Here is a 19,226-nt window from a genome sequence, read left to right on the forward strand (position 1 = left end):
CGGTGTCCCGGTAGGAACGCAAATCGCCTGACTATCTTGCATGAGAACCGGCATTCCCATTACCTTGACTCGCAATGCAGCTATCACCCAATTGCCAATAATGCAGGGGCCAACGTTAGCGGGTGGAGGGGGATTGGCACAGCCTGCGATCGCATATGGGGGGCCTTGCGTTGTCACCGGCATTCCCATCACCCGCACTCTAGGATTGGGGACGGTAGGTTTTGCCTGTCCTCCATGAGCGCAAATCACTGTAGAACCAACATTGAGTAGAAAACCAGGCATATTAGCACCTCTTTACATCACTTCCAACGCACCGTTATTCACATTCACACCAATCGGAGAAAGCTTAATATTGGCAATGGGATAACTCAGTTCAATTCCCGACGATGCAATCTTGACATTGGCTGGCGTACTACTCATTTCAATGCCCGACGAGCTAATCTTTGTTGTTGCTGGGGTATTCGCAATTTCAATTCCTGAAGAAGTCGTTAACTTTACCGTGGCTGGATTGCAGTTGAGTTCGATACTGTTAGCCGTCATTTTAACTTCAATCGCACTTTCTTTGAGTTGGATACTATCCCCCGCAATCGTAACCGTCGAGGATTCCCCATTCTTTAATTCAATAATTTCTGCCATGAGTTTGGCAGTCGTTTTGTTGTTATTATTCAGTTCAATGCCATCGGCATTAAAGACCATTTTTAGGGGTTTATCTACCACTGGCTTATCAACTTCAATCGTTAACCCTTTGTTATTCCCTAAATTGCTTAAAGTAATTGTAATACCATCAGTTTTAAACACCTGAACCTTAACGGGATCTTCTACTTTGGCGTTTTGCGGCAATTCATTTTCACCCCAAAAACAACCACTCCAAATTGGATAATCAGGGTCGCCACCTTCAAATTCCACCCAAACATTGGCGTCAATCGGTGGAATCGTAAAAAAGCCAATATCTTTACCTGCATAAGGAGTGCAGGGCAATGCCCAACTTTGGCGTCCCTCTCCGAAAATTGCGGGAACGCTAACTTGAATTCGACCTAAATTTAAGGGGTCTTTGTTCTCTGTTACTTTACCGCGATATTTTCCGAAAAATTGTCTCATATTGACACCCTTTGTGTTGTGGTTCCGAGTCCTTCGCGGGTAATGGTGAAATTCTGTTTATATTCCCCCTTGCTAATTTTGTGGGTGACATTTTTGACGTAATAGTATCCGTCGTAGCTGTGTCCTACCCCTCGCAAACCCACCAATCCTCGTAATTGCAGCAAGCCCCCGTAGCGCAGGGTATCAAGTTCTCCTGTAACTGTGACCACATCATCCACAGAACGGTCGGTTATTGCTTGGGCGTGGGCGTCTGCTTGGGCGGTTTCTCTGCCGGTTTGGCGAAACTGTTTGAGGCGTCGATGAGATTGCTGAGTGAGTGCGGCTTGCTTGGCTAATTGGGGGCGATCGCTGTTATATTCCTGTACGGGTCGGATTTTGTTCGTTTTGCGGTCTTGAACGCTTCCCTCTACGGCTGTTGCTGCTAAGGCATTATTCTGAAAGTTGATCGAGTTCACATTACTAAAAGAACCCATATTCACGCTTAATGCCTTCTGCGCTTGACCTTTACGCTGTGGTGGTCCCCAGTAGGCGGTGTTACTCCCGGATGCGGGGCCGGGAATGACGTAGAAGACGTAGGCAAAGCGTTGTGCGATCGCTTTAAGATACTCTAGATCGGTGCCTTGTTGAGAAGGAATTCGTTCATTTCGAGTGGGTTGATCTCTTACGGGGGGATTCACAACTTGGGGAATTAAACCGTATTTAGAATAATTACTAACTAACAGACGAGCAATGGTAGCTTCATCTTGAGCCGTATGTTCTACCGATTTTTCTTCTAAATCCATCATGACGCTGACATCTTCACCCGTAATGGTGAACGTAGAACCCCCTGGCGTCATACTCGGTGAAAGCTGCTGATTTGTAATAACGCCATCCATCAAGACTTGAGCCGTTGCGCCCATTGTCACGACTAAAATCACCCGATTAAACACTTGGAAGAGAGGATTTTTAATCAGTTGGTAATCCTGCAAATCATTGCGTCCAGCCCGTCCCCCCCGAAAGATTATTTGAAAGCCAGAAGACCCTTCATCGCTATAAGTAACTTCAACACTTTGAATCGCTTCCATCAGCAACCGAGGAGCAGGTTTAGGTTGATTCGCACCAATTAACAAGGTAAGGTTAATTCCCAGCGGCATCGCAACCTCCTCAAACCTGCGGCATTGGGATGCGGATTGTCTCCCCAATTTCATCCGTGAGTTCGGTGGGATTCAGGGTGTTATTAGCATCACACACCTGCCAAAATTGCTCGGCATCCCCTAAGGTATTATGAGTAATTAAATCTAAGCGATCGCCTTCTACTAGCATGAATTCTTGTAACAACGGCATCGCTTGCCCCTGCGGTAAAAAACGACGACGTTTGTATGCAATTTTGCGTCCATCTGGAGCCGTGTATTGTGCCGTTTCTAAGTTGTAGTAGCGGCTAGTATGCTCAAACATAGTTTTGTAATTAAATATGAATCCAAAAATGAACAGATGAATGTCTTAAAGACGTTGATTAATATTGACTCCTGTGATGGCAGCAGGATTACTAACACTGCCTTTAACTGCCATCCGTTCTTTACTTTTGTGATGGGCGAGGAATAATTTTGCTCCCTGTTTCCCCCACGGTAAATCGTTGTAGTTCAAAACGCGCAAACTCAAGGATACCTTAGCCCGAATGGGGTTGAGATTAACATCATAAGCTTCTTCTGTAATACTGAAATCAGTGAGACGGACAGGAAGTACCCGTTTATTCCCCCAAACGAGCAACGTCATCGGGGCTTCCATTGGCACCATTTCAATCATGCCCCGCTCTAACTGCTGCATGTTGGAAACCACTTGTGTGCTTTGGGGATAAATTAGAGTTTCCAACGCAGAGAGTTGAGGATAGATACCCAATTCAACCGCATTTTTTTCTGCAAGTTCGAGTTGATCTGTAGCATCTAGTTCAACATCGAGTTTGATAGTTTCTACAGGCGCTCCTTCCAGGCGCAAAGCTTCAACTTTCGCACCGTCTCCTCCACCCGCTACTTGCGGCTGAAGGGTTCGTGTTAGTGTCTCTGGATTGTACTGGAATGTGACTGTGCTGACGACTCTATTTGTAGATGAATCGACAGCAACGATCGCACCCTTGGGTAATTTTGGGGAACCAGGGAAAGTCGTCACGAGGCACTATTCCTTCGCTTAAATAGGGCTTTTATCTTGCTAGAGCATGACCTTACAGCACCCTAATCCTTACAGACAATTATCTGCAATCATTATTTTTTAATCAATTATTTTGGAATTGTCCAGATAAAGGTTTGAACTTGAGCTTGATAAACAGTTTTAGTGAATTCTGAATCAGACTAATATAGCACCTGATTGCCAATTTCACCTACGTTGTTAATTTTTTATAGGTTTTAATATTTTTTGTCAAAACTTAATTTTAGTTTATTTTACGAGATTTTATTGGCGTTTCGATGAGTGCGTTGCATAATTGGAAGCAGTTGGTGTGGAGACAGGATTATGCCTATTATCATCTTTTGGCTGATTGTCGTTCCCGTTACTTTGGCATTCATGCTCGGTTTTATGGCAAATTTGTTCCGCACTCTGGCTAGCCAAGCCACAAAAGCTGAAACATCCAGCCCACCTCCTACAACAGAATGAAGAATGATTGTCTTCATCTAGCTCTTTGCCGACATTTGAAACGGTTCAGGAAGCTAGCTCCTAGAGGGAACGATTATGTAAAGATTGATCAGTATAAAAACTCACCGATAGAATCCTATTGGATTCTAAAAATTAAACCCCCATTGCTCTTAGATTCAGATACAAGGGGGAGCTGATATTCGGCAATTTTTCTATTCGTAGGGGAAGATTAATTATCAGGGGATTCTTGTTTAGATGTTGGAAGACAGGTAAATTCAGACCCCAACGGTTTAAAACCCAATTGCTCTTCAATGATAGCGCGCAGGTTAACTTCAGAGGGAAAGGAAATTCCTAACCATTTCTGAAGCTGTGTTTGCGACCAACTAGCAAACAGAGCAAACGGAGATACCACCATAATGATGAAGTGGTATACCAGGTTAGTTGCGATGATTGTCTGATCATTGGGTTGTGCATTGAACCAACTCCAGAATTGCCAGCCACTCCGAAAGCTAGCAATCCAAATCCAAACAACAGAGGCAGCGGCTAAAAACACTAGTAAAAAAAGGAACCAAAGAATATTACCAATAAAACTCAATGTTTTCCAAATAGCATAACTATATGAAATGCCATCTTCTTCACTCCAATGACTTAACAATTTAGTCGATTGATACAAGCTTCTATCCGGTTGATAAGGGATAATGTTCATTCCTGAATCTCTCAAGCTGTTTTGTTAAAGTTTAACACTGGATAACTGTTAAAAGCTGAACTTTAAAAAGTTTAATTATAGTAAAAATTCAGGTATTCTGAGGTGACTAAATAACTCCGCCCATAAACCTGTAGAGGAGGGTAATGAGTAGGAACAAACTCTTCTCTGTTCCCTCCCTTTCTTGTTCCACCCTGACTCCTGGGATACCCAGCATCGGTGAAGAAGCGCTCGCCTCCCCCCACCCCTCCCCTCACCTTGATTATCATGATCAATAATGAAGGGGGGTACGGCTAGTCAAAATCTGACTGGAGTCGGAATGTAAGTTACTTTAAAGTTTTTTACGTCTTCATTTGTCCAAAGTCAAATAATCTTATGTTTCCCCCAGATAAGCTTTACGAACGGTTTCATTCGATTGCAAGTCTTGACGGGTACCTGCCAGAACAATTTGACCCGTTTGTAGGACATAGCCTCGATGAGAGACGGTTAATGCCATCCGGGCATTTTGTTCAACCAGTAAAATTGTGGTTCCTTGGGCGTTAATATCTCGAATAATCGCAAAAATTTGGCTGACTAGCATGGGAGCTAAACCCATACTCGGCTCATCTAACAATAATAGGCGGGGTCGTGCCATCATTGCTCGTGCGATCGCTAGCATCTGTTGTTCACCACCACTCAACGTTCCCCCTTTTTGATTGATTCGTTCTCTCAGGCGAGGGAAAAGATGCAAGGCTTTTTCTATATCGGATTTAATGCCAACCGAGTCCTGGCGGGAGAAAGCCCCCATTTCCAGGTTTTCTTGCACCGTCATCCGAGGAAAAATTAGACGCCCCTCAGGACTCTGGGAAATGCCTAAACGGACGATCGCTTGTGCCGATAGTGACTCCAAAGAACTCCCTTCAAATAGGATTTTACCCTGACGAGGTTTCAACAGCCCTTGAATCGTGCGAAGCGTGGTTGTTTTACCCGCTCCATTACTGCCGATCAAGCTAACAACTTCGCCCTGTTCAACGTTGAGAGAAATGCCTTTGAGAGCATGGATATTGCCGTAGTAAGTGTGAAGGTCTTTAATTTCCAGCACTGCTATCTTCTTCCTTACCCAGATAAGCCTCAATCACACGGGGATCAGCCTGAACTTCGGCAGGCGTTCCTTCTGCAATTTTAGAGCCGTACTCCATCACACTAACCTTGTCGCTAATGCCCATGACCACCTTCATATCGTGTTCGATCAGCAAGATACTCAAATTCAATTCATCCCGGATGCGATGGATAAAACGAGTTAAATCAGCCGTTTCATTAGGGTTCATCCCAGCCGTTGGCTCATCCAATAGCAGGATTTTGGGTTCCGAGGCTAGCGCTCTGGCAATTTCCAAGCGACGCTGATCACCGTAGGAGAGGTTTTTGGCTAACTCCGGCCCTTTTGAGGCTCCTAAACCCACGAAGTCAAGCATAGCCAGTGCTTTTTGCCTTGCTTTACGCTCCTCCAGACGCACGTTTGGGGGACGCAGTAAGGCACCGACTAAACCGGTCTTAAGGCGGCAATGCCTACCAACCAAGACATTTTCTAACACCGTCATGTTATTGAACAGGCGAATATTCTGGAACGTCCGAGCAATTCCCAAGCTGGTTAGTTTGTCAGGAGTTGCTCCGGTAATATCTTGATTCTCCAGCCGTAACTCACCCGATGTAGGGACGTATATCCCTGTGAGCATATTAAAAAAGGTCGTCTTGCCTGCGCCATTGGGGCCAATCAGACTCGCAATGATACCTCTTTCAATCTTAAAATCCACTTGTTTAACGGCGGTCAGTCCTCCGAAGCGCATTGTAAGCTGACGGGCTTCCAGCAGTGACATTATTGGCTCCTTGCGTCGGCTAAAGACTCTTGCGTTGCCTCATTCTCGGAGTGCAGTTCGGCACGATGTAGGGCATCTGGTACCAGTCCCTCTGGGCGGACAATCATCATAATGACTAAGGTTAATCCAAACAGAAACAGACGCATCTGGATCGGGTCAATACTCGTCGCAATAAAGTCTCTCAACGGCGGACTCCCAATATTCGGTAATACGGAAGTATTTAGGAAACTCTTTAAAACTTGCGCCAGTTGGGGGAGATAGAGTCGATCGGCGGACATGATAATAATTCCCCCTAGGATGACCCCACTCATATTACCTAAGCCACCCAAAATTACCATACACAAAATAATCACGGAAACGGAGAAATCAAACACACTGGGAAAGATGGCGCTGATATTAGCGGCGTAAAAAGCACCTGCAAATCCGGAGAATGTTGCGCCCATCGCAAAGGCTAATAACTTTGTTTGAACCAGATTAATTCCCATCGCGCTAGCGGCGAGTTCATCTTCACGGATAGCCGTCCAGGCTCGTCCCAATCGAGAATCTTTCAGACGAGAGATCATAAAGTAGGAAAATACAACCAGGGATAGAATTAAGTAATACCAGGGCAGATAGTCGCTAGCGTCAAAGGTGCCGATGAACGGGAGAGTAGGGCGACCGATGGGGTTGATCCCAGCTTCACCTCCTGTTAGATTAAGGGCGCGATCGCATCCTACTAAACAAATCGCCCGTTCTGGATGACCCACTAAGCTCCCCAAAATTTTAGAGATAGGTTCCTCAATTCGTACCCCGGTTAAATTGCGAAAGACAACAGGAACAATTTCCCCAAAACCGAGGGTAACAATAGCTAGGTAATCACCCCGCAGGCGCAATGTCGGTGCCCCCAGAATTACACCAAAAATTGCAGCAACAACGGCGGCAATGGGAAGTACCAGCCAGAAGTTCCACTCCATGTTGAGCTGCGGCGAGGACAAAAAGCCAGTTGTATAAGCACCGATCGCAAAGAACGCCGCATAGCCCAAATCCAGCAACCCCGCATAGCCCACCGTAATATTAAGTCCCAAGGCGAGCATGATAAAAATTTGGATTTGGATGATGGTGGCGATCCAGTTCGTCTGAGCCAATTGATCAACAAAAGGAAAGATAATCAAAATAAAGGCTAAGGTTACCAGCGTTGCTGCTCTCCTGCGCTCATTGGGTAAACCTTGCAAGGCTCCCATGACTCCTCCAGCTAAAGTGGCAACGACCAGAGCCAAGATACCATACTGAAAACTGTCCGATAGAGCGACTGTTGGTTGTCCTAAAATCGGTGCCAACAGCGCTTGCAACAGGCTAGCGAGCAACAGCCAAATTCCCAATTCTAGCCCTGCGAGCGCGCCGAGGCGCACTCCCTCTTGCGGCGAGAGAATTCTCTTTCCTTGACAGCGCATGAAACCTGCTGCCGAACCCAGCAACCAACCGATTACCGTACCACTCCAACCACCAAATAGTAGTACGGTTAAAACTGCGATCGCCCCTAAAATACCACTCGATTTAATTGTCTTAATAATCTGCTGTGTCATTTTTATAATTTGCCCAAAGAGGAGTTGCAAGTTGCAGGGCGAGCAAGCTAGCAGGTTAGTAGGTTAGAACCTTCAACCTTCAATGTTCAACGTTCAACCTTCAACCTTCAATGTTCAACGTTCAACCTTCAACCTTCAACGTTCAACGTTCAACCTTCAACCCCTCAAACTTTTTCCTGAACATTTTCTCCCAATAAACCCCCTGGTCGGAATGCCAAAATAATCACCAAAACGGCGAACACCCAAGCATTTGTCCAACGGCTAGAGAGATATTGGTCACTTAATGCAGAAAGCAGCCCAATTAACACCCCACCCAACATGGCACCGATGATGTTGCCAATTCCGCCTAACACAGCAGCGGTAAAAGCGCGTAACCCTGCCGTAAAGCCCATCGTAAACACAATAGTGTTGTTATAGAGTCCAACCAACAACCCAGCAGCTCCTGCCAGTGCCCCACCAATTAAAAATGTCAGCGCAATAATCCGATCCACATCGATCCCCATAATCAGCGCCGCATCCCGATTCTGAGCGGTTGCCCGCATGGCTTTACCCAGACGGGTGTACTGCACAAACAGATGTAGCCCCACCATTAACGCCACGGCAACAACCAACACAATTAAGTCTTTGGTGGTAAAGACGATACCAGACTCAATGCCCATAGCTTTGAGAATATCAATACGGGGCAATAAATCAGGAAAGCTTTTGGGTGCCGCCGCATTAGCCCCCATAACTGGGATAAACGATTTAAGTCCACCCCAAAACAATCCCGTATTTTGAAAAATAAACGACACCCCAATGGCTGAGATCAACGGTGCCAGCCGAGGGGCATTCCGCAACGGTCGGTAGGCGTATCGCTCCGTAACAATGTTTAAACCTGCACAAACAACAGTTGCGATAATTAAAGCCACTAACATCGCTGGGATAGCCACTTGCAGGGAAGCACCATCTGTAACCCCAAAGGCACCAATCACCGTGAGGGAGGCAAATGCACCTAACATATACAAGTCCCCATGAGCAAAATTGATCAGCTCAATAATGCCGTAGACCAAAGTGTAGCCCAGCGCAATAATGGCAATGATCCCACCGTTAACGAGACCCACCAAGATTTGTTGAATCAAAACTTGAGGGTCACGAGCGATATCTCCCATAATTCGGGGTATGTCCAACCCAGCAATTGGGCCTAACAAGAGGATCAGGTAGGCGACAAGAAGGTATAGAAGGGGTTTGCGCCATCGTTTCATAGCGGTTGGTCAGAGGTTGCTATAGTGCGTATAGATTATAGAGCGAAGCTTAGACGCGCGTTGACTCGCTATCAGTTATTGTGCAAAGCGCTTGCGGACTAATGTGGCTCATGAATCCGTGATGAGTCCCTAGTCCGTCGAGGGATTATTGGCCCTCAACTCAGGACTAACGACCAGGTAGAGTGAGCTAATGGTGCAACTTACTGCGCCTTGAGCACGCTTACAAACTCCCACTTGCCATTTTTGACAACATTTCCTGACAAAGTAGTAAGGGTTGTGTCGCCATTGGGATCAAAACTCCAAGTACCGAGTACCCCATTAAAGTCTTTGGTATTCAGGACAGCTTCTCGAATGGCGTCACGGTCGTTCTTGCAGACTTTGTTAATGGCATCCACAATCACCTTTGCAGATTCATAGCCATAAGCTGCATAGGCTTCGGGTTCTGCTGTGTATTTTTTCTTGTAGCTCTCATACCACTTTTGGCCTGTCCCCTTTAGCTCTTTGGCTGGCACGCCGCCAAAGGTGGCATAAACGCCTTCTGCATCTTTACCCGCCGCATCAATCAACGCCTTTTCAAAGGTGCCATCCGGCCCCATGAATTTGACCTTATCCGCACCCATCCCAACGTTACGCATATCCTTAATTAATTGTCCAGCGTTGGTTTGGGTTGTGCCCCCAAAGTAGATTAGGTCGGGTCCGAGGGCTTTGATTTTGGTCATCAACGCTTTATATTCACTGGCTTTGGCGTCGATACCTTCATGTCCTAAAACTTGTAACCCTTCCTTCTTAGCAGTGGCTTCAAAAATATCCGCAAGCCCTTTGCCGTAAAGTTCTTGATCATCGAGAATAAAAACTTTTTTGGCTCCTAGTGATTTAGCCCATTTAGCCCCCGCAACCCCCTGAAGGTCGTCAGCAGGAACCACACGCGCATAGTTGCGCTTGCCATTGGGATAATAAACGTTAGGCTCATTGGCTTCGCCCTTTCCTGGTTTAGTCAAGCCTGGGTAGGTGTTGGCAGGACTAACCATGACTAAGTTGGACTTGTTGAGGATGGGAATGGATAGCTTAGCCGCACCGGAGTTGAAGTGACCAATCACAGCAACCACAGATTTATCTGCAACAGCTTTGTTGGCGTTTGAGGTTACTTGCGCTGGGTCCCATTTTCCAGCCGCAGCAGTGGCATCGTCATAGGACTCATACTGAATCTTGACCTTGCCATTACAAGCCGTTGAGTTGGTTTCATCAAGAACTTGCTTGATCCCATTCACAATGGTTTGATTCTGACCTATGCCACTTCCTGTCATGGGCAGACTTGAAACAATTTTGACGGTGTTCCCATCTGCGGCGGTTCCTCCCTTACCTGTACAAGCTGTCGTGAAAAAGCCTGTAGCTAGGGTCGTGAGGGCTAGGGCGATCGCCAAACGAGGGTTGATGCCATTAGCTGAAGCGAGTTTATTCATCTGGATGTTTCTCTCCTCTACTGTCACCAGTAGATCACAATTGAATAAATCTACATCTTAAGTGCATCTTCCTCTAGGCTGATGGCTGGTAACGGTTCTTGAAACACCAATGCAGTTACGGCCTAGCTTGAATCAAGCGACGAAGGGTAAATATTGATGGTTTAACGGAGAGGGAGGGATTCGAACCCTCGGTACGGAGTTACCTGCCGTACAACAGATTAGCAATCTGCCGCTTTCGACCACTCAGCCACCTCTCCAGGCGGGTTTTCAGTTTTGGTCTAGGTTTTGACTACGGTTGACACTTATCAAATAGTCAATCCTTTTTGACCGCTTTATCAGTGTAGCACTTTAGCGGTATGGGTCAACAACTGCGGCAAAATCCTTACGAGGTTTTACTCGCACGGCGTTAAACGATGCTTGACTAGCCTAACAAATTTTTCCAGTTGGCGGCGACGGCTCTATTTTGGCTTTATTGGGGCGTCTAAAAAGTGAAATTTCCCTCTAATCCTTGGTAAATCATGGTTCCTCAGTTGCATTAGATTTACATTTTGCAACTTTACGCGCACAACGGTATACTGTTCTGCGAAGAGGAAAGCGTTCCCTCTTTCTTGAGGAAAGCTCATTACTTTCCGGGCAATTGGAGGAGAAATCTACGAGGCTAAAGCGCGATTCGCGTTAATTGACTGGCTAGACGCTGGAATTTTTAGGCTAGTCAAAAATCTCTGCCCATCAGGAGAGGTAAAGCTCCACCCTTGACTCTTAACATTTCTTAAATAAAATAGAAGAAAGTTCGTGATGAGGGACAAGAGGGGTAAAAGATAAACCGCCGATCCGTTTTAACCTTCGTCAAAATCCAGAACAAATCAAACCTATGGACATTACAAGCAAACAGCACATTGCTCTGATCTCGGTACACGGTGACCCAGCAGTGGAAATCGGCAAAGAAGAGGCTGGGGGACAGAACGTCTATGTGCGCCAAGTGGGTGAAGCTCTTGCCCACCAAGGGTGGCATGTTGATATGTTTACCCGTTGCTCAAGCGCGGAACAACCGAAAATTGTTGAGCATGGTCCGCGTTGTCGGACCATTCGTTTAACAGCCGGTCCAGAGGAGTTCGTGCCGCGAGACGAGATTTTTGGGTATGCCAGCACGTTTGTGGAGGAACTGGTTAAGTTTCAACAAGAGTCTGGAATTAAGTATTCCTTGGTACACACGAATTACTGGATTTCCTCCTGGGTGGGAATGGAGCTAAAGAAGCGTCAAGCGCTCAAGCAGATTCATACCTACCATTCCCTGGGTGCCGTTAAATACAAGTCGGTGACAACGATCCCTATGATTGCAACCACCCGTTTGGGCGTTGAGAAGGCGGTATTGGAGACGGCAGAGCGAATTGTGGCGACGAGTCCGCAGGAAAAAGAACATATGCGATCGCTCGTTTCGACAAAAGGCAACATCGACATCATTCCCTGCGGGACTGACATTCACCGCTTTGGTTCCTTGAGTAAGGAAGCTGCGCGTGCTGCGATCGGCATCGATGCAGACGCCAAAATGCTATTCTATGTGGGACGCTTTGACGAGCGCAAGGGCATTGAAACCCTGGTGCGAGCCGTAGGTCAGTCGCAGTTGCGGGGTAAGGAAAAGCTGAAGCTCGTGATTGGTGGTGGCTCTCGCCCCGGTCAAAGTGATGGCATAGAGCGTGAACGGATTGAGAAAATCGTCGCTGAACTTGGAATGAGCGACTTCACGATTTTCCCCGGACGCATCAGCGATGAAATCTTACCCGCCTACTACACCGCTGCTGACGTTTGTGTAGTTCCCAGCCATTACGAACCCTTCGGTTTAGTGGCGATCGAAGCGATGGCGTGCGGCACACCCGTTGTTGCCAGCGATGTCGGTGGTTTGCAATTCACCGTTGTTCCTGAAGAAACCGGTCTTTTGGCACCCGCCAAAGATGAAGTTGCGTTCGCAACAGCGATCGACCGGATTCTCTCTAACCCCGACTGGAGGGACCAACTGGGTCAAGGCGCAAGAAAGCGTGTTGAGGAGAAGTTTAGCTGGGATGGTGTCGCGCATCAACTGAGCGAACTCTACACAAAGTTGCTGGAAGAACAACCAGTGAAAGCGTTGGAGCCAGTTAGCGCTTAAACTCGTTGAGCGATCCGCTTAATCAAGGGGCAACCACAGAGGGATTGCCCCTACTTCTGTGTGATAGCCTGATTCTTCTAACCGCAGGATGAATTCTCGGTTTACCAAGGGTCATCAATTAATTCGTGTTCTCCATTCGCTGATGAGTTGCCCTCTATCAGTGCTTCTTTGACCAACTGTAGAATTTCGGACTGTACCTGTTCATAAACGTCCGCTCTACACCAAGGGCGCAAGTACAGCGTGGTAGATTTCGGAGAAATAGATGCCACATGGCAAGTGGTTTTTGGATTACTTAAAACGAGGGGATGGGGTTGCGCTAAGGACAACAGCAGAGTAATTGTCGGTTCAATCGCGCGATCGCCAATATCAATTTTCAAATCTATCCGTCGCGTCCTCATTGCTGTCGTATTTTTCAAGACTCCACTAAAGAGATTGTTGTTGGGTACGGTAATCTTGACATTGTCTGGCGTAATCACGGTGGTTGAGAAAATACCGATCGCATCCACCACACCCTTGACCCCCTGTGGGCCTTCAATGAAATCTCCCACTTCAAACGGACGCTGGTTCAGGAGCATTACACCTGCCGCGAAATGGGATAAGGTATTCTGCAATGCCAAACCGATCGCTAAACCGGCGGCTCCTACTACAGCCACTAAACTGGTAGCTTGAATTCCCAAGGCACTCAAGAACGCAACCATTCCAACCACCAGCGTTAGGACTTCTGAAGCCTGAATCAGAAATTTACGCAACGTTGGCTCAACCGGATTGAACGCTCTGCGCGTGAAGCGAGCAACTAGGTCAATCGCGTAGCGAGTGATAAGGAGAATGGCAAGTGCCCATAGGACTTTTGTCCCAACCTGAAAGCCTAAATCGATCAGGTTTTTGTTAAACCACGATGCCATATCAAAACGGTTGAGCACGGGTGTCACATCAAAAGCCAAACTCGTCATAGGGAACTTACTTTTTTTGCTGCAAGACAGTTCGTAGTTATTATCTTTTTTTACATACCTCTAGTTTCTTGAGGGCTTCGGGATGGGTATCAAAGTAATCGCTTAGCCAATTGCAGCCATCAGCTAACAATTCATCTAATCTTCTGATACGCCACAGAATCACCGTGCCATCATCAGAAGCTGTCGCCAAGAGTTCGCCATGCGGGCTGAAATAGACGCTCCTAATCACGCCCTTTTGATGACCCTTAAATTCTGCAAGTTGTTGTCCTGAGAAATTCCACAGCCTAACTGTGCCATAATCTCCACCAATCGCCAGCAGCTTGCCATCTGGGCTGAAATTAATCGTTCTAACTCTACCCTGATATGTCTGAAATTCTGCCAACTTCTTGCCATTGAGATCCCACAGCCTTACCGTATTATCGTCTCCTGCTGTGACCAAGTTTTTGCCATCTGGACTAAAAGCAACAGTGTTAACACTTCCTTTGTGACCCGTTAATTGTCTCAACAAAGTTCCATCGAGATTCCACAGCATTGCCGTACCATTATTTCCCACGGCGGCAAGAAGCTTGCCATCCGGGCTAAACCTAACACTCTCGACCTTAGCTTGATGCTCGAATTTTTTGAGCCGATTGCCCTTGAGATCCCATACCTTTACTGTATTATCGTTTCCAGCAGTGGCAAGGTGCTTGCCATCCGGGCTAAAGTTGACACTCCAAAGAGTGCCTTGATTACCATTGAATTGTCGCCAAAGCGTCCCATCGATATTCCACAGCCTGATCTTGCCGTCTCTGCCGGCTGTAGCCAAGAGCTTATCATCCGGACTAAACCGGACACTCTCGACACCGCTAAGATCGACCCGTAATGTAGTCAACTGCTTTCCAGAGAGATTCCACAGTCTGACTGTACCATCCGTAGACCCTGTAGCTAGGAGCTTGCCATCCCAGCTAAAACGGACACTTCTCACACTCTTCTTATGTCCCTCTAGCGTGATCAACGGCTTTTGTGGAACTTGCCACAGCCTTACCGTGCCATCTTCCTTGCCCGCTGTTGCTAGTTGCTTGCCATCTGGGCTAAAACGGATGCTCTCGACACTGCCCTGATGACCCTTGAATTCTGCCAACAGTTTGCCATTAAGCTCCCACAACCTTACTGTGCCATCCTTTCCCGATGTGGCAAGAAGCTTGTCATCTGGACTAAAACGAACGGTTTCAGCACTGCCCTGATGACCTTTAAATTCTGCTAGCTGTCGTCCTAAAAAATTCCACCGCCTGACTGTGCCATCATCGCTAGCCGTAGCAATTTGCTCTCCATTCTGGCTAAAGCTGACACTGTTGACACTACCCTGATGACCCTCAAATGCTGCCACTTGCTTGCCATTACGCTTCCATAGTTTTGCCGTACCATCCTTAGAAACTGATGCGAGAAGATTACCATCTGGGCTAAAGTCGAGGCTGTTGATACTGTCGCGATGAGCCTGAATTTCTATCAATTGCTGTCCATTGAGGTTCCACAACCTTACCGTGCCATCCTTTCCAGATGTTGCAAGCAGATTGCCATCCGGGCTAAAACGGACATTGTTGACACTGCCTTTATGGCCTTTAAATTCTGCCAACGCTTGTCCGTTGAGAGTCCATAGTTTTGCCCTGCCATCCTCAGACGCTGTTGCCAAGAGCTTGTCATTTGGGCTAAAGCGGACACTTCTGACACTGCTTTGATGAGCAATAAATAGTTTTTTCGACTTCTGTGTGTTGAGATCCCACAGATTGATGCTGCCATCAACTACAGCTATAGCCAGTTGCCTGCCATCTTTAGTAAAACTGATACTGTTGACGCCGCTCTGAAAAGTGTTAATCAGATTTTTCTGATGTTGTTCACGGATGTTATCAAGAATCCGCTGTAAAGCCAACATTGGACTGATTGTTGGATATTTTTCCAGAGGATGACCATCCTTGACTAAAGCTTTTAGGTCTTGTCCACTTTGCATGGCTAAGAGTAAGGCTTCTATCGGCGCGATCTCAACCTGTTGCCAAGCCATAGCGCTTGTTTGCTCAATTCGCGTAATTCTAAAGGCATTCCTGGCCCATTCCCCTGCCAAGGTTGCCCCAATTAAGGAGAGAGTGAGGACAGTCGCACCAATGCCAATTAATCGGTGGGCTTTCTTTTGTGCTGTTTCTAAAAGCTGATTAGCCTTTTGAGCTGCCTGTAGGGCGCGTTTGAAATCGCATTTTTCCAATTCGCGGCTAGCGTCTAAAAATTGTACATCCTCATGACTCAATCTTTTCCCGGCTTTCCAATCAATCGCTTCCTGCAACGCTTTTCCACGCAACAGGCGGGATTTATCCTGACAATCTGAGACTAGCCAAGCCGTTATTGCTTCCGCGTAGGGACGCAAATTAGCTAACTTTTTTTCCACCCAATCTTTATTAAAAACTGACTCGTAGATAGGGTTATAAACCTTTAATTTTCCGTCTTTCTTAACCACTAATCCAGTCAGCCGTAATTCCATTTGTTCGGGGCTATCAGAAGCTGCCACTTCCCCCTGTTGTAAAATTTGCTGATACAGCCCTAGTAGTTGTCCAGTACGTTGCTCATTGCTTAAAATGCGATCGCGAATCGTTTTTAGATGCTCTGGTTCATCCTGAGGTTCCCAATTTTCAATGATGTGCGATCGCACCAACTCCTCCACCCACTCTTGCTCATGTACTGTAGGAATCTCGAACTCCGTATTTAGGATTAACTTGCAAACCTTTTGTGTGAGAAAGGGTTGCCCTCCCGTCCAGTCCAACACCGCTTGCAGTATCACTTGAGGATTGTTCGTATTTTGTGCTAATCCTACAGTTAACGGCTGAGCTTCATGTAATTCAAAGCCGATCATTTCAATCGCCCGACCAATATTGAAAGGAGTGCGCTGCTTATCGGCAATTAAATCTGAAGGTGTCGCTACCCCAATTAAGGCAAATGTCAATCGTCGGTAATCAGAATTATCCGCTCGTTTGTTATAGCAGTCACGGATGACTGCAAAAAAGTCATCACTATTGAAATTTAAGCTAAGAATACTATCAATTTCATCTACAAAAATTACAATATTTTGCGGAATTATTTCTAGCAAAACCTCTCCAATAAACTTGCTCAAGCGCTGGGCACTGGGCAGCCAACTGCGCTCAGTCCACCAAGGCCCCAAATTAAATGCTTCATAAAGCTCTAAACTGCTAACGATGCTGTCAATCACCCCGGCATACCATTGTTCTGGTGTGATATTTCCAGCGCCAATAGCGGCAAGATCAATAGTCGCACAAGCAACTCCTTCCGCTTGCAGTCGCTTCATGGTACGTACTCGCAAGCTAGACTTCCCCATCTGCCGAGAGTTGAGGACGTAACAAAACTCCCCCTCGTTCAATCCGTTATACAAGTCAGGGTCCGCCTGACGCATTACATAGCTGGGTGCATCACTCGGTAGACTTCCCCCGACCTGATATTCATATGCCTGGTTGAGTTCAGTTTTCATGGAATAAAGCCTTTGCTTCCATTAAATACTACATAGTTTTTATATATAGCTCTCGTACCTTTCTACTTATGCAAGCTGTCTTTTTTCAACCCGTAGATGCATACCGCTCAACACAGATAATTATCAAATTAGCCTAGGTCAGGACTTACGTATCCTTTACACAATCTCTAATGTTTCAATGTTGTCGATCCACCCAACCCCCGATGAATTGGGGGGCTAGGCGTAAGTCCTGTTGGTTTCTCTGGGTTACTCCAAGGTTGCTATTGTGAGATCCAAAAATGGGCAGTGGAATAGTTAAGCCAGTGGTCAATCCTCACGGCTATAATTGGCCCAGCGTTAGTCCAGTTATCCTACTGCCACACGGGGTAATCGATGCTTAAAGCTGCAAAGAATTTCCCAGGAGATCGTTCCTAACGTCTCGGCCCAGTCGTCAGCTGAAATTGATAAGTCTCCATCCTGCCCAATCAGCGTGACGACTTCCCCAGTCTGCAAATCGGGAATGGCACTGACATCGAGCATCAGCTGATCCATTGTAATCGCTCCAATCTGCCGCACCTGCTGACCTCGGATGAGGACAGTCATCTTATTGGAGAGGTTCCGAGGAACCCCATCCGCGTAGCCAATGCCAACGATCGCAATCCGTGTTTCCTTGTCCGCAATGAATTGGTAACCATAGCTAACACCCGTGCCAGGGGGAATCGTTTTCACTTGTGTTACTCGCGCTTTCACCTGCATCACTGGCTTGAGATCAACCGCATGTCGCAAGTGTTCAGCCGGGTAAAGCCCATATAGGGCAAGTCCTGCACGTACCCAATCGTAATGCAGGGATGCATCGGCTAAGGTGGCAGCGGAGTTGGCTAAGTGCAAACAGGGTGGTTTGATCCCAGCATCGCGAAGTTGTGCGATCGCATCTTCAAATCGCTGATGTTGCAGTCTCATAATTGTGGGATCGGGACTGTCTGCTGTAGCCAGATGAGAGTAGATACTAGCAATTTTTAAATAGGGTAATCGCTTGACTAACCGCACAAATTGTGTAACCTCTTGCCAAGGCATCCCCAACCGTGACATTCCGGTATCTAGCTTCAGGTGTACGGGTAGGGTTTTTTTCAACCCACTCAGCGTTTCAGAAAACATCCAAGCTTGTTCGGGGGTGCAAATTGTGGGTTCCAATTGCCAATGTGCGATCGCATTCACTTGTTCAGGAGTATTCATCGCCCCCAACAGCAAAATTGGCGCTTCAATTCCTGCTTCCCGCAGTTGAATCCCCTCTTGCAACGTAGCAACACATAGCCCACTCGCACCCGCCTCTAAGGCAATTCGAGCAACCATCGTTGCCCCATGACCATAGGCATCCGCTTTTACCACCGCCATCAATTGAGTTGGGGCTGACAAAAGTTGTTTCAGTTGTCGCACATTATGGGATAAAGCCCCTTGGTCAATCTCTACCCAAGCACGTTGACAAAGGTCGCCAAACGCATCAACTGTGAGGGGAAATCCCCCCTCTAACTTCCTCGTCGTCACTCCAGTTGTTCGCTTTAGCTCTTGCATAACAACTCACTCCTCACATAAATCTTTAAATTTTACATTCAGAATTCCTGGAGAACTACAGCTTCGGTTCAGTCATCAAAATTTTAGGTAAGGGCGTTAGCGTTAGCGTTTGCGTAGCATGGTGTGCTAGCAGCAAAGCGTGACGCGCTAGGTCTAACTTGCGAGCATCAGCATTTGGGCGACAATTTATCGCTCGAACCCTAGTTGTTCTGACCAAATACTAGACCTCTTGCTCTCATTCGATTTTTGCTCCCCTAACCCCCCAACTTTGGGGGAAGAGTTTCAAAGTCCCCCAGAATTGGGGGATTTAGGGGGCATTTCAGGATTTATGCAAGAGGTCTACTGACGCTCATTCCTCGCTATAGCTTCGCTTCATGCTACCGCTTCGCTATCGTCATTTCAGGAAAGAAACTATTTCTGTATCAGCAATGTCTTACTATTTACAGGTCACAGTTCCAGCCATTCTTATCATTTTAACTTGGCAACTGGATAAATAATTCACAGGTGTGAATGGACAGAATCACAACCGTGAATAGACAAAGATTAGCGGCTAAATCAATAA

16 protein-coding genes and 1 tRNA gene are annotated in these 19,226 nt (G+C 46.7%); 2 read left to right on the plus strand and 15 right to left on the minus strand.

Annotated features, from left to right (window positions below; genetic code table 11):
* From V6C93_RS26830 to V6C93_RS26850, 5 genes are all read right to left on the minus strand, one after another.
* The coding region (locus V6C93_RS26830; RefSeq protein WP_333479729.1) for a hypothetical protein at positions 1–282 on the minus strand (282 nt) is incomplete at its 3' end.
* A 12-nt stretch (positions 283–294) separates the two neighbouring features.
* A complete protein-coding gene (locus V6C93_RS26835) occupies positions 295–1,098 on the minus strand; it encodes a phage baseplate assembly protein V (protein WP_333479730.1) in 804 nt (267 codons plus the stop codon).
* Positions 1,095–2,231, minus strand: a complete 1,137-nt coding sequence (locus V6C93_RS26840; RefSeq protein ID WP_333479731.1) for a hypothetical protein — start codon at positions 2,229–2,231, stop codon at positions 1,095–1,097. The genes V6C93_RS26835 and V6C93_RS26840 overlap by 4 nt, the downstream gene beginning before the upstream one ends.
* Positions 2,232–2,241: 10 nt before the next feature.
* Positions 2,242–2,532: a hypothetical protein gene (locus V6C93_RS26845; protein WP_333479732.1), complete on the minus strand. Its 291-nt coding sequence runs from the start codon at positions 2,530–2,532 to the stop codon at positions 2,242–2,244.
* Positions 2,533–2,577: 45 nt separating this feature from the next.
* Positions 2,578–3,240, minus strand: a complete 663-nt coding sequence (locus V6C93_RS26850) for a hypothetical protein (protein WP_333479733.1) — start codon at positions 3,238–3,240, stop codon at positions 2,578–2,580.
* Between the two features lie 339 nt (positions 3,241–3,579).
* Here V6C93_RS26850 and V6C93_RS26855 point away from each other — a divergent pair, with 339 nt between their 5' ends.
* Positions 3,580–3,720, plus strand: a complete 141-nt coding sequence (locus V6C93_RS26855) for a hypothetical protein (RefSeq protein ID WP_333479734.1) — start codon at positions 3,580–3,582, stop codon at positions 3,718–3,720.
* Between the two features lie 208 nt (positions 3,721–3,928).
* Here V6C93_RS26855 and V6C93_RS26860 read toward each other — a convergent pair whose 3' ends face one another.
* The 7 genes from V6C93_RS26860 to V6C93_RS26890 form a co-directional block, all read right to left on the minus strand.
* The gene (locus V6C93_RS26860) at positions 3,929–4,405 is read right to left on the minus strand and encodes a hypothetical protein (protein WP_333479735.1); all 477 of its coding nucleotides are present in this window, start codon (positions 4,403–4,405) and stop codon (positions 3,929–3,931) included.
* A 370-nt stretch (positions 4,406–4,775) separates the two neighbouring features.
* The gene (locus tag V6C93_RS26865) at positions 4,776–5,483 is read right to left on the minus strand and encodes an ABC transporter ATP-binding protein (RefSeq protein ID WP_333479736.1); all 708 of its coding nucleotides are present in this window, start codon (positions 5,481–5,483) and stop codon (positions 4,776–4,778) included.
* Positions 5,470–6,255, minus strand: a complete 786-nt coding sequence (locus V6C93_RS26870) for an ABC transporter ATP-binding protein (protein WP_333479737.1) — start codon at positions 6,253–6,255, stop codon at positions 5,470–5,472. The genes V6C93_RS26865 and V6C93_RS26870 overlap by 14 nt, the downstream gene beginning before the upstream one ends.
* Positions 6,255–7,817, minus strand: a complete 1,563-nt coding sequence (locus tag V6C93_RS26875; protein WP_333479738.1) for a branched-chain amino acid ABC transporter permease — start codon at positions 7,815–7,817, stop codon at positions 6,255–6,257. The genes V6C93_RS26870 and V6C93_RS26875 overlap by 1 nt, the downstream gene beginning before the upstream one ends.
* Before the next feature lie 164 nt (positions 7,818–7,981).
* On the minus strand, positions 7,982–9,058 hold the full coding sequence (locus V6C93_RS26880) for a branched-chain amino acid ABC transporter permease (RefSeq protein ID WP_333479739.1): 1,077 nt from the start codon (positions 9,056–9,058) through the stop codon (positions 7,982–7,984).
* Positions 9,059–9,258: 200 nt separating this feature from the next.
* Positions 9,259–10,518 (minus strand): branched-chain amino acid ABC transporter substrate-binding protein, encoded by a 1,260-nt coding sequence (locus V6C93_RS26885; protein WP_333479740.1) that lies wholly within the window; start codon positions 10,516–10,518, stop codon positions 9,259–9,261.
* A 165-nt stretch (positions 10,519–10,683) separates the two neighbouring features.
* Positions 10,684–10,775 (minus strand) — tRNA-Ser (locus V6C93_RS26890).
* 614 nt (positions 10,776–11,389) lie between these two features.
* Here V6C93_RS26890 and V6C93_RS26895 point away from each other — a divergent pair.
* Positions 11,390–12,661, plus strand: coding sequence for a glycosyltransferase family 1 protein (locus V6C93_RS26895; protein ID WP_333479741.1), 1,272 nt, complete (start codon positions 11,390–11,392; stop codon positions 12,659–12,661).
* A 101-nt stretch (positions 12,662–12,762) separates the two neighbouring features.
* Here the strand turns inward: V6C93_RS26895 and V6C93_RS26900 are convergent, their stop codons facing one another.
* The 3 genes from V6C93_RS26900 to alr all read right to left on the minus strand — a co-directional run bounded on the left by V6C93_RS26900 (position 12,763) and on the right by alr (position 18,664).
* Complete coding sequence (locus V6C93_RS26900; protein ID WP_333479742.1) at positions 12,763–13,611, minus strand: mechanosensitive ion channel family protein; 849 nt, start codon at positions 13,609–13,611, stop codon at positions 12,763–12,765.
* A 40-nt stretch (positions 13,612–13,651) separates the two neighbouring features.
* Positions 13,652–17,116, minus strand: coding sequence for an eIF2A-related protein (locus V6C93_RS26905; RefSeq protein ID WP_333479743.1), 3,465 nt, complete (start codon positions 17,114–17,116; stop codon positions 13,652–13,654).
* A gap of 345 nt (positions 17,117–17,461) precedes the next feature.
* Positions 17,462–18,664 carry an alanine racemase gene (gene alr, locus V6C93_RS26910; RefSeq protein ID WP_333479744.1) on the minus strand — a complete coding sequence of 401 codons (1,203 nt, stop codon included), beginning with the start codon at positions 18,662–18,664 and terminating at the stop codon, positions 17,462–17,464.
* Between the last annotated feature and the right edge of the window lie 562 nt (positions 18,665–19,226).

The sequence above is a fragment of the Allocoleopsis sp. genome (assembly GCF_036703385.1).
In the GTDB taxonomy this organism is placed as follows: domain Bacteria; phylum Cyanobacteriota; class Cyanobacteriia; order Cyanobacteriales; family Coleofasciculaceae; genus Allocoleopsis.